The sequence below is a fragment of the Butyrivibrio sp. NATIVEDY162 genome, assembly GCF_045999815.1.
Classification (GTDB): Bacteria; Bacillota; Clostridia; order Lachnospirales; family Lachnospiraceae; genus Butyrivibrio.
The window spans coordinates 83,874-96,564 of the sequence record NZ_CP172573.1 but is presented as its reverse complement, the minus strand read 5'-3'; the positions used below and the strand labels follow the sequence as shown (position 1 = coordinate 96,564).

The 12,691-nt window shown below is 39.0% G+C and carries 9 protein-coding genes and 2 riboswitches; all 9 genes read right to left on the bottom strand.

From position 1 onward, the window contains the following. Positions 1-29 precede the first annotated feature (29 nt). A complete protein-coding gene (gene lepB, locus ACHCNF_RS00355; RefSeq protein ID WP_408070817.1) occupies positions 30-707 on the bottom strand; it encodes a signal peptidase I in 678 nt (225 codons plus the stop codon). A 165-nt stretch (positions 708-872) separates the two neighbouring features. Beyond that, positions 873-1,892, bottom strand: coding sequence for a coiled-coil domain-containing protein (locus ACHCNF_RS00350; RefSeq protein ID WP_408070816.1), 1,020 nt, complete (start codon positions 1,890-1,892; stop codon positions 873-875). Between the two features lie 169 nt (positions 1,893-2,061). After that, positions 2,062-2,144: riboswitch (cyclic di-GMP riboswitch) on the bottom strand. Positions 2,145-2,319: 175 nt separating this feature from the next. Then, complete coding sequence (locus tag ACHCNF_RS00345; RefSeq protein WP_408070815.1) at positions 2,320-7,944, bottom strand: hypothetical protein; 5,625 nt, start codon at positions 7,942-7,944, stop codon at positions 2,320-2,322. 132 nt (positions 7,945-8,076) lie between these two features. After that, positions 8,077-8,156, bottom strand: a riboswitch (cyclic di-GMP riboswitch). A gap of 590 nt (positions 8,157-8,746) precedes the next feature. Continuing rightward, positions 8,747-9,103: a 50S ribosomal protein L20 gene (gene rplT, locus ACHCNF_RS00340; protein WP_022760515.1), complete on the bottom strand. Its 357-nt coding sequence runs from the start codon at positions 9,101-9,103 to the stop codon at positions 8,747-8,749. A gap of 62 nt (positions 9,104-9,165) precedes the next feature. Then, positions 9,166-9,366, bottom strand: a complete 201-nt coding sequence (gene rpmI / locus ACHCNF_RS00335; RefSeq protein WP_022760514.1) for a 50S ribosomal protein L35 — start codon at positions 9,364-9,366, stop codon at positions 9,166-9,168. 132 nt (positions 9,367-9,498) lie between these two features. Continuing rightward, positions 9,499-10,044 carry a translation initiation factor IF-3 gene (gene infC, locus ACHCNF_RS00330; RefSeq protein ID WP_408070813.1) on the bottom strand — a complete coding sequence of 182 codons (546 nt, stop codon included), beginning with the start codon at positions 10,042-10,044 and terminating at the stop codon, positions 9,499-9,501. 214 nt (positions 10,045-10,258) lie between these two features. Beyond that, the gene (locus ACHCNF_RS00325) at positions 10,259-10,879 is read right to left on the bottom strand and encodes an HAD family hydrolase (RefSeq protein ID WP_408070812.1); all 621 of its coding nucleotides are present in this window, start codon (positions 10,877-10,879) and stop codon (positions 10,259-10,261) included. Between the two features lie 88 nt (positions 10,880-10,967). Further along, on the bottom strand, positions 10,968-11,237 hold the full coding sequence (locus ACHCNF_RS00320) for a hypothetical protein (protein WP_408070811.1): 270 nt from the start codon (positions 11,235-11,237) through the stop codon (positions 10,968-10,970). Positions 11,238-11,300: 63 nt separating this feature from the next. Then, a complete protein-coding gene (locus ACHCNF_RS00315) occupies positions 11,301-12,593 on the bottom strand; it encodes an adenylosuccinate synthase (protein ID WP_408070810.1) in 1,293 nt (430 codons plus the stop codon). Between the last annotated feature and the right edge of the window lie 98 nt (positions 12,594-12,691).

Sequence of the window (12,691 nt, the reverse complement as noted above, 5' to 3'; positions counted from 1 at the left end):
CCCTTGTTACCTTTTTCTCCACCCGTTATTTACTGCAAATCCGGCTCTTCCATACTTTCACTGCCGGTGCTGACTTTACTCTCGATCCCACCGAAATCTTTAAAAGGGTAAAGTCTGAAAAACAATCCGCCAATCAGCTGCTCTTGAGATACACAGCCGACTGTGGTCGACCTGGAATCTATAGAAACTGACCTATGATCACCCAGAACAAAATATCTCTTGTCCGGTACCTGATATGGGAACACAACTTTGTCACCCTCTCCCATACCTTCGGCATACTGGCTTGGATCTGAAATGTAAGGTTCTTCAAGTTCGACACCATTTACAAATACTTTTCCGTTCTCGTCTATGTTTATCCAATCACCCGGTGAACCTATAACTCGCTTAACCAATACTTTATTGTTATAGTAAAATGCAATCAGTTCTCCCGTCTTAAACTGTGAATAGTTATTGGCTATTACAAGCTGCCCTGTTTCAAGAGTAGGTGTCATACTGTCACCTGTAACTTTTAAAACTGTTATAAAAAAGCTTGAAACCAGAACCGAAACAGCTGCCACAACTATAATTACTATCAAAGTGTTTCTTAATGTTCTCTTATAGTCATGCTTCCTATACTCGCGCTTTAGTTCCTGCCTCAATTCATCCAGCGATGGTTTATTTAGTTGTTCGTTTGGAGTTCCTTTAGATGGAATAATCTTATCTTCCATATAACACAGTTCCCTCTGTATACACTTTCCTATAATTAAGCTGTTACCCATTTTTGAGCGCAACTTTAATCATTATAGGTTAAAATGATTCATCCTTGGTTACGAAATATGAATAGAACTATTCATATTTCGTACTTGACAATTATCGTTTCATATAAACAAAATTTAATTTTCAATAAGAGTTTCTTCAATTACCGCTTCTATGCTGCTTTCATTCCCTTTTTCAGCAGCTTTTTCTATTTCGAGTTTCCCAGTATCTGATGCAGATACATTCTCTGCAGTTTCCGCATCTATATTTGAATCTGTTTTCTTAGATGCAGCAGTCTTCTTAGCCATCGTCGTCTTAGCCGTCATCGTCTTCTTAGCCGTCGTCTTCTTAGCTGTAGTTTCTTTCTTTGCTGCTGTTCTGCGAGTCTTTTTTACCGGTTCTTCTTCCGAATCATTCTCAGTAGAATCCGTTTTTTTCCTACTTGAGGCCTTCTTGAGACTGCCTGAAAGTTTCTTGATTCTTAGCATCTCCTCAGACTCTCCTTTGTCTTCAGGCTTGAATCCGCGCTCAGCCTCAGCTATTCGCATAGCCTCGATCTTCTTAACTGTCTCTTCATATTGAGCAGCTGCTTTCTGAGCCGCCTCAAAGAAACCATTTATAGAAAGGATTGCCTCCGCAAGCGTACCTGCGTCCTCAATCTGCTTAAGTTTCTTCTCTTCCTCTGCGTGAAGAGCATCTCTTTCTCTCTCAAGTCTTGCATGAAAGCCCTTAAATTCTCTCTCATGTCTTGCTCTGAGACCATTTATATCCTTCTGGAAAAGAGCTTCAGCTTTTGCTTTCTGCTCATTAAATTTTTCTCTCATTTCAGCTTTTTCTTCATTAAAGCTATTAAGGAGCGCCGCTCTCTCAGCTGCTGCCTGTTGCATATAAACAGCCTTTTCTCTGGCATGCTGAGCCTGCAGTTGTTCTTTTTGCTGCGTGAACTTGCTTCTCATTTCTGCCTTTTCTTCATCGAACTTAGCCAAAAGCTCTGCTCTCTCTTCAGCCATCTGCTGAAGAAGCTGCTCACGTTCCCTGTCGAACTGCTCCTGCATCTCCTTTTCATGGGCTCTGATTTCCTCAGCTTCCTCTGAAAACTCTACAAGCATCTGTAGAAGTTCTTTTCTATTCAGTTTACGAAGTTCTTTCTGTGCCATGAATCTCCTTAATTCATCCCCACAAATAATCTAAATAGTCCCCTCGTACTATCATTAATTTGAAACTGATCATCTATTTTAGGGTATAAAAATAGCCCGTTTGAGTTCAAACAAGGCTTTGCATCAAAAGAAATGTAAAATGACGCGCTCCCCTAAAAAAATTAAGCGCACCAGCAACTGGCTGTCTATCCCCCTTGAACAGACCCTTTAGCTTTGCGTCACTACCTTGCGATAGTTTTGCCCTGAATTTCTTCACTTATCTATTTGTATTTATATTTTTGCAGCAAAACCATAATATGATAGCTGAAAATAAAAATCAATAGAATAATTGCTATTTTTGAACTTTTTTTCAAGCCCCCTGGAAACTGATTTTTTCGTAGTTTCCAGGGATAATATATTTAACTTATAATTTTTATAAACTATGAACTTATTGCTTTCTTCGTTTCCTCCTGAAATATTCCTCGCCTATGAGAGCAACGGTTACTAAAACCAATCCTGCAATCGTAAAAGGTAGCCTTCCATTTCCTCCGGTTGAAGGAAGAGAATATGCTTCGACGTCATTTCTTGTATTTGTTATCGTTATTGTTCCGTCATTTATTCCCTGTGCATTATTCTCTGAATAACTTGCCGTATAGTACAGGCTTCCCACTTCTGAAACGTAATAAAGCCACTCATACTTTGTCCCTGTTGCTTCATCAGTGTAAAATCTGTCAAGGCCTGTCAATGTTGCCTTCCATCCATCCACTTCCGTGATTGTTATCTCTTTATTGAAGCCTAAGTCTTCCGCTCCCGGGTGCACCCCGCCTGTTCCTGATGCTCCATCAGCAGGAGTAATGTTGTCTCCCTGAGCAGTGATTGATGCGGTTATTTGCGATTCCGGATAATTATTTACAGCCCAGGATTCCTTTACATGTATTGTAGTATTGCCTGTTATCGTAATAGTCTTGGTTACTGCCTGAATACCGGAGTCATTTAATTCACCGCTGTAATCCAACTTCTCACCATTGACAGTAACCTCTGTAAGATCCTTATAGTCCCCCGCATCAAATGTGTAAAAAGTAAATGTCAACTGTGAGCCACTCTTTACAGAAGGAAAACCTTTATACTGAAGCATAGCATTATTTGCTCTTCTTCTATCGATATTTACTGTGTAATATTGTCCCGAAGCTGCCTTGCCATTATCTTTTCCTGTTTCAGCATTTCCAAGCCTTCTTCCGATTTTTACAAAAATGGATGATGGTTTGGTTACACTGTCTGCATTTACCCAATCCTTCTTAATTGTGATGGATGTGGAATTCTTCTTGTTGCCTACATATACCGGCTGGCCTGAAGTAAATTCCGACCCTCCAAGTTCCGTATAGAAGTTATCGGGAATTACCATAGGGTAATTATCCTTATCAGCAGACGGCAAGTAGAAACAAATCGGTGTTTCGTCTTTCGCATAGCCCTCTGGAGCCTGCTCCTCCACGAGCTTGTAGCCCACATTATATATAAGCGGTGCTATTGAAACACGTCCACTGCTATCAGTTGTATATTTGCCATCTCCGGACTTTTCATTATTCTGTAACACCCAGTCATTTCCATCGAAGTAATACAGTAAGAAAACAGCTCCCGGAAGCATTGTTCCACTGTTATCAGCGTCAACCTTATATAGATTTATTCCTCTTACATTAGCCCTTGCTCCGGCATCCTGTACTTTTACTGTTGTGCTGTTTTCAGCAGAATTATTGTCAATTACAATTCCTTCAAGCTTAGCCTCATTAGACAACTGTACTGTGGCGTTGTCGTCTCCGTTAAATGTATATCTATACTTCACCTTAAGGTGCTTACCATCAGGTATTTTAAAGATTATTGTGCTGTAAACAAATTTATCCTCTGAATCATTTCCATACATAGATGCAGTTGTCTCATAAGAACTGATCGTGTAGGAATACTCTGATGATGATAGTTCAATCTCAGTTTCAGATCCGTCATCTCCTGTTTTTACCTCAAACACCTTAGCCGAGTCCGGAACCAGATACACATTGTAGTTCTGTAAAGATTTTGCTGAAAGTATATCTGTTAAAGTAAGTGTGTCACCGCCTTCCAGCAGATCTGCACCAGCCGGGTTCACATCAAGCATATACTCAATAGTGTTAATACTTCCGTTTGCAGCCTGACTTGTTTTTGTCATTGCATATTCGGTTCTGGTAACATGCTGAGTCTGTGAAGCACTGCCAAGTTTCTCATTGCCACCACTGTCTTTACTCAATGTAACATTATTTGTAAAAGAACCACTCCCTTTAGCAAAATCATAATCAGTTGACACTTTTGCGTGCACTCTGAAATAGATTTTCTTTCCGCCTGCAGCCTTACCATCGAAGCTTATTACTATGTTTCCGGCATTTACAGATTTCGAATAGGTTACTCCGTTATAGCTTACCTGCCCTCCTTCGAAGCCTGCTGCACCACTAAAGCTATTATTTTCACAAACATCAATGCCATACAGATACGCTCCGTTATAAGTGCCGTTCTCTATTATTGAAACATCAGATGGCAGAGAGTCCACAACATATAATGTTCCATAATTGTTATTTTGAGGGATATTTGCCTCTATTATCCAGGTAAGTATTCCCTGCTTATATGTATCAGGGGTGTTATAATCAAACCAGCTCTCTGTCTCAATAAAATTGCCATCATATTTCTTTATAAAAGGCTCATATGTCTGGGTAGCAGTTTTACCATAAACGTCCTTATTGTATGCAGCGGCCTTATTAGTAAACTGCACCGTTCCATTTCCTTCTCCAACGCTGCCTGTCGTAGTAAAATCGAAGGAGACCGTTGTCTCAATGTCCTGATAGAACTTTATTTCTATGCTCTTATATCCGCTTAGCTTGCCTATTTTTTTACTGTTTTCTGTTGTAAGAGAATATCTTCCCTTATAAACACTGCCGATTGCGCTTTTAAGCTTTTCAACATCAGAAGATGTAAAAACTTCTTTGTCATCTGTTACAGTCTCGTAGAATACCCAGTACTCTGAATTATTTTTTCCTGCATTTCTGCTTAGCGGAGCATTAAGTGTTACTTTCCACGAAAGAGTAACAGTACCATCACCATTAGAGCTAACACCTTCAGCAGTCTTATCAACCATTTGCGGATTTCCGACCCACTTTGTACGGTTATACTTATTACCGGTTGTATTATCATCAAGATAAATTCTGGCCTCGTTCTTCAGATTTCCGTAAACAAGATCCTTATCTGTATATTTATATGTATACTTAAAAACGTACTTACTATAATCATCCTGCGTAAAGGTATAGCCTTTTTCTCCAAGCGTCAATTCGCTGTCCTTGACAAATGTTCCGCGGCTCTGTCCATTACCTGTTTCCACACTGTAAACAGTTAATACTCCTTTATATGGTGTAGTAACTTGATTCCATCCCGAATCGCCAAATTTATATATCACATCGGAAAGTGTATATCCCTTTAGATTAGCATGCCCTTCGTTCAAGGTGATAGTCCAGGTCACTTCTCTTTTGTCTGCATTAACCGAACCATCTTTGAAGATCGTGGGTATATCTCCAAAGAAATCTGTGTAAACAGCTGCATCTCTCTTTTCGGAATTACCAAAATTCGCCTCTGCATAGTTCTTAAGCCTTAATGCTTTCGATGAAGTAGCTATCTTCTCAGGAACCTTCAACGTATAGGTGATAATATAAGACTCACCTGCGCCAAGTTTCTCAAATACAAGATTAGAAGAATTTGTACCTGTTACGGAAGGCTGCACTGTAGTCTTATCCTTCTTTTGTTTTACAATGCTATATTCAATTATATTGTTTAAGGTAATTTCATTTGACAGTTCCTGAGAGAAATCCTTATTTTTCGCCTCATTATAGTAAACCTCGGGGAAATCTTTAAACTGAATATCAGTTCCGCTTCCATTCTCCGAAGACATGGTAATCTGATATTTTATTGTACCCGTTTTCTCATTATAGTCCTCCAATATCTTTTTCTTGAGAGAAAGATCGGGTGCCACCTTATTCAAAATAAAAATTGTAAATGTAACATCATTTCCAAAATCATATATCTTTTCTGTCCTCTCCTTATCGCCATCAGCCATAGCTGTAGCATAGAAGAAGAAAAAGCTGTCATCTATTATGTTAGTCCTGTTTTTCTCAGCAAACTCCTCATGAAAAGTTATAGTAACAACGCTATTTTCATCTATAGTAAATGTACCTACTTCTTCATTGTTACCATTGTATACAAAGCCGGAGGTTGCCTCATTTACATTAATACCATGCTTTGACAAAGCATATGTTATGGAGGGTTTTTCTTTACTTACTGTTCCGACAGCAAGTATATATTCAAGTGTAAAAATAAGGCCTTCGCCATTGTTAACTTCAGCTCCGCTTTCAATCGGTGTTCCACCTGTGTACTCTTTCTTTCCTGCGTTCCATCTTATTGTAGGATTCTTTCTGACAGATACCCCGGTAATTTTCATGTTGCCACTATCTGTAGAATCTACTATTGTCTCATAAGTAAGAGTTCCGCTTGCATTTCTGTTATCGTCGTTTGCGGCATGCGCTACAATGGAAAAACCATCGAAAAAATCGACTATGGGATTAAGTAAACCAAGCAAAGCAGAAGTAGAGCTTCCGCCTTGCTTAATCCTTGCATCATCGCTTTTACCGTTATTCTCCTCATTTTTTTCTGCCGGTTCTGCGCTATCTGCTATTTTTTCTTTTTTATATTCATCGCTATAGTTGATAATTATCTTGTTATCTTCTGTAGCCTCAAAGGTTCCATTGCCATCCTCAAGATCAGACTGCGAAGAGATAACATTTCCGTACTGCTTGGGAACATCCATATGAATATCATCACTAAGGGAAGCCTCCTCAGGCATACTATATTTCATAGTAATGCGAAGGTGATCCCCCTCCTTAATATCCTCTTCAGCTATCTCTTCCCAGGTACCGTCCTCTTTAAGTCTCTCAATAACAGTTTCTGTTACATACTTTGACAAGTCTACAGATTCAGGAATGTTTTCTTCTGCAATCTTTTCTTCCTCTGTTACAGCATCTTTAGCGTTTTCCTGCTCTGAGTCTTCTTTTTCATCACTCTGCTCTTCAGAATCCTGTGACTCATCTTCCGTTTCTTCATAGGCTGCTTCTGTCTTTTCAAATATGAAAACCAGATCTGCATCTTCTTTTATCTCGCTAATATAGTTTCCATCTTCATCCTGAGTGAAGCCTTCATAGGAAGGCATATTCTCAGAAACAAACTCATAATATGTATACTCAGAATCATCTGATGTCACATATTTTCTTACTTCAATCTTCTTGATTTCAAGATCATCAGATTTTATGCTCTTGAGCTCATACCCTTCGATATAAGGAGCATTTTCGTTAATATCTACATCTTCATCAAGAACAACATTCATCTCATCTGCATAAGCATTTTCATTGTTATCCTTAATGATTTCTCCATCAGCATCAACATAAGAAACCTTGAGGATTATATCCTGGGTAATCTCATCATCTGCCTCTTCTGATTCCTCTTCTGATTCCTCTTCCGTCACATCCGCTTCTTCATCCAATGCATCCGGATTTTCTGTATTGTAAGCCTCTTCATCATTCTGGTCTTCAGGAATTGTCTCATCCTGATTTTCTGTTTCCGTTGTTTCCTCAGAATAATCTACAGAGTCTGTATATTCCTCTGAATCTGAATTATCCTCGTAATTTTCACTTTCTTCGGATTCTGCACTTTCTTCATAGTTCTCTTCTGATTCTTCACTGTAGTCATCCTGTTCTTCCTCAGCATACTCTTCAGTGTCAGCGAATATCACTCCGTCGTTTCCATTTTCAGATCCTTCTCCTGAGTTCTCCTCAAGCACCATTCCAATCTCATCTGCACCTTCCTCGCTTACAGCCGATGCAGCTTTGTTCATTGCATATAAAGTGGCGGTGGTAATCAAAATCGCAACAACAAGCATTATTGCGCTCCACCTTTTGAGGCTGAGGTGCCTTTTCAAATATTCCTGAGCTTTCCCAAATCCTTTACTATCTTTGGCCATTTTAATAATCCTTTACAGCCAGACTTTTCTAATAGCAAATATTTCATGCCATAAAAAAAGCCTTGTTTGAAACCTGTCAAACAAGGCAAAATACCACAATAATGCATCTACGCTTCACACTTAAACAAAAAGCGCGGCAGCTGGCTATCTGCCCCCTGACAGACCCTTTAGCTTTGCGTCACTACCTTGCGATAGTTTTGCCCTGATTTGTAACCAATATGTAATTACTCAATTGATAAAAAACATTATCAATTTCATTTGAAACTTATTTTCACACTCACCTCTTTTTTCATGATACATTATTTGACAAAAAATATCAAGAAAAATAATAATAAACTAAAATTATATTTCAAGTTTTCATCGTTTTGTGATTTGTGTGGTAGAAAGATGCCTGACAAGGGATGTAGATACACATTCTCCCTCTATCTTGTACTTTAACTGTAAAAAAGCATAAATTCAATGGTTTACATAGTTTTTTAAGTAAGATTTTATTATAGTTTATAATCTTTAGCTTCTGATAATAAGAATTTCAAAATCCGGAATTTCTGAAATTCATGACACATTTTATTGTATTACATGACAATTCTATAAAAAAGAATGTCGCTTGCGACATTCTCGCGCCGAGCGCGGCCATAAAATGCAACATATTCCTTTCGCGCGAGTGCGCATCCTCGCGGAGCGTTTTTGTATCATAGGAAAGCAATGTCCTATGATATAAAAAATCGCCCTATCCTATGATAGAGCGACCTTGTAATTATCTTGCCATAATATGCAATTTATCAAACCTGATAAAAGGTTTTAGTTATGCAATCTTCTGCTTAGCAATCTCTGTAAGAGTCTTGAAGCCTTCAGGATCGTTTACAGCCATCTCAGCAAGCATCTTGCGGTTGATTTCAACCTCTGCAAGCTTAAGACCGTGCATAAGGTTTGAGTATGACATACCGTTAAGACGAGCTGCTGCGTTGATACGTGTGATCCAAAGAGATCTCATATCTCTCTTCTTCTGCTTACGACCAGCAAATGCTGATGTAAGTGCTCTCATAACTGACTGCTTAGCAACTCTGTACTGCTTTGATCTAGCGCCTCTATAGCCCTTAGCGAGCTTTAAAACTCTTTTATGCTTCTTCTTGGCGTTCATGCCACCTTTAATTCTTGCCATTTCGGTTTCCTCCTAAATTTTTTCGATAAAATGGTACTGCTCTTATACGATAATACTTAAGATTAAACGTAAGGCAGAATCTTCTTCATTGTCTTAACATTAGTAGCATCAACTACTGCTGCCTGTCTAAGATTTCTCTTTCTCTTTGTAGACTTCTTTGTAAGAATGTGACGCTTGTACGCCTTGTTACGGATCAGCTTACCTGTGCCTGTTACCTTGAAACGCTTGGCAGCAGATCTGTTTGTTTTCATCTTGTGCTGCATAACTAAATCCTCCTATGCTGTAAATTATTAAATGCTCTGCTAACATTAAGCAGTGTAATCATCCATAAAAATTGTTCTGAACAATTACTCTATATGTAACTCTCCTATGGGTTATTGAAGAGAAACAATCAATTACTTCTTCTCAGTAAGGAACATTGTCATACTACGTCCCTCAACCTTGGGCTGTTTATCAATAACAGCTACATCATTAAGTGCCTCAGCGAAATCCGTAAGGATATGAACACTTGCACCCATATGAGCCATCTCACGACCTCTGAATCTGAGTGTGACCTTAACTCTGTTTCCTTTTTCCAGGAATTTCTTTGCTGCATTAACCTTTGTATTAAGATCGTTCGTATCAATGTTGGGAGACAAACGAATTTCCTTTATTTCTACAGTCTTCTGCTTTTTACGTGCTTCCTTCTCCTTACGAAGCTGCTCATACTTAAATTTGCCATAATCAACTATACGGCAAACAGGTGGTTTGGCATTAGGAGCAATCTTTACCAGGTCAACGCCTGCCTCATCTGCAAGCTTTCTGGCATCCTGTATTGACATTACCCCAAGCTGTTCGTTGTTAACACCTATTACACGAACTTCCTTGTCTCTGATCTGTTCATTGATGAATAAATCGTTGTTGCTAATTGTTTTGTACCTCCAATTCAATAAACGAAACAATAAAAAAGTGGATCCGCAAATGAATCCACTCAACAATCATCTATGCTCTGCTATCATACTGCAGACAAATCCATTAAGGATAAGCATCGAAAATGTATTAACACCTGGAGCCTTCGCCACAGGGTGAGAGTGGAATCCTCTGCTTTCTTTTCATACTGTGATAGAATAACACCCGTCAAACCAGATGTCAACATATTTTTTTAATTTTTAAAGCTCATACTGCAAGTTCAAACTCTACTCCCATGTCAAAGAGCTCTTTGTCTACCTGCTCATAAGAGTGGAAAACTATACCGTTCATTCCATAGTTCCTTGCTGCTACGATATTTTTCTCTGTATCGTCTATAAATACACATTCAGAAGGAACCAGGTCGTATTTTTCGGTAATGAGTTCAAATATTGCTCTGTCAGGCTTAATTATCTTGTATCTGTAGCTAAGAATTCCTCCATCAACTTCATCAAGAAATTCTTTCATAAAAAGATTAGGTTCCAGCGCCTGCTTTGAAAAGTTTGATAAAACAAGAACCTTGTACCCTTTTTTCTTTAATGACTTAATCCACGGAATAGTTCTGTCTCTCTTTCCAAGAAGTCCTGTCAGATCTGAAAAAGCTTCACGAAGTTCCTTCTCTATGGAAGGATCATTTCTGACAAAGCCATCAATTATTCCCTTAGAATCAAGAACTCCTCTGTCAAACTCGTTCCAGGCATCACTTCTAACGCTTGCATCTCCGATTCTCTGAACCATGCTCTCAGAAAAGCCTTTATCCCGAAGAAAATCCTCCCATCTAAAATCAACCAGAACATTTCCTATATCAAAAATAACAGTATTTATTGCCATCAAATAACCTCATCATCCGAATCATCCAAAGTTCTTCAAAAGTGGATGATTATCTTCTATTGCTATCTATTTGAATCAAATATATGGATTATCTATTTTCATCAACGTTGTCATATTTTCCATATGGGTCAGGTGAAGCAACTGTCTTTTTGCCTGTAAGTGCAGTATATACCCACAATATAAGCCACAGAAATATCGGTATAGCCACTGTTGCGGCAGCACATCCTGCAAAGGCGCTCCCCGGCCCCATATCACCAAACAATGCCTCAAACAATAATACTACATATACTCCAAGGAGAAGTATTATTCCTATTATTGCTGCTATTCTCTTAAAAACCGGTGTTTCTTTCTTTTCCATTTAAGCCTCCTGCTGATAATTGAAAAAAGGCTGCCACCAAAATTGTGACAGCCCCTTAAAAGCTTATTTACTAAGCGGACTCTCGCGGTAGATAATATCCTCTCTTGCAGGTCCGTTAGATACCATTGTGATCGGATAGCCGATTTCCTTCTCGATGAATTCTATATATTTACGGCAGTTCTCAGGAAGATCCTCATATTTCTTAATGCCACGAATATCACTCTTCCATCCGGGAAGTGTCTCATATACCGGCTTTGCCTTCTCAAGAAGATGTGTTACAGGGAAGTCCTTAGTCACCTCTCCATTTATCTCATATCCTACACAAACCGGAATCTCATCAAGATATCCAAGGACATCCAGAACAGTGAAAGCGACATCTGTTGCACCCTGAAGTCTGCAACCATACTTACTTGCTACGCAGTCATACCATCCCATTCGACGAGGACGTCCTGTGGTAGCACCGTATTCGCCGCCATCTCCGCCGCGTCTTCTCAATTCATCTGCCTCTTCACCAAATATCTCTGAAGTAAATGCACCCGCTCCAACAGCTGATGAATAAGCCTTATTTACAACTACAATCTGCTTGATATCATAAGGAGCTATACCTGCACCGATTGCACCGTAAGCTGCAAGTGTAGAAGAGGATGTAACCATAGGATAAATACCATGATCAGGATCCTTCATTGTTCCAAGCTGACCTTCAAGAAGAACTGTCTTATTCTCCTTAATTGCATTCTCAAGGAAAAGAGCTGTATCAGCCACATAAGGCTTAACCATATCTCTCCACTCATGAAGTGTATCAAGAAGCTCAGCGGGATCAATCTCAGGCTTATGATAGAGCTCTTTCAAAAGAATATTCTTTGTAACAAGAACTCTCTCAACCTTTTCCTTAAGAAGATCCTCATCAAAAAGTTCATTTACCTGGAAACCGATCTTAGCATATTTATCTGAATAAAAAGGTGCTATACCTGACTTGGTTGATCCAAAGGACTTTCCTCCAAGTCTCTCCTCTTCATATTGATCAAAAAGGATATGATAAGGCATCACAATCTGACAACGATCTGATATAAGAAGGTTCGGAGTGGGAACATTCTTATCTGTTACAGTCTTAAGTTCTCCAATAAGAACAGGTATATTAAGCGCTACACCGTTACCAATTATATTTGTAATATTCTGATGGAATACTCCTGAAGGAAGTGTGTGTAATGCAAATTTGCCATATTTATTAACAATGGTATGTCCTGCGTTTGCGCCTCCCTGAAAACGTACAACCACATCAGCCTGATCGGCCATCATATCTGTGATCTTACCTTTTCCCTCATCTCCCCAGTTTGCTCCAACTACTGCTTTTACCATGATTTTCTCCATTCCTGGCTATAGCCCTGTAAGCTCAATATCATATGTGAGTTACGCACAATAGCCGCTACTATTACTAAATAACCAAGTGATAATAT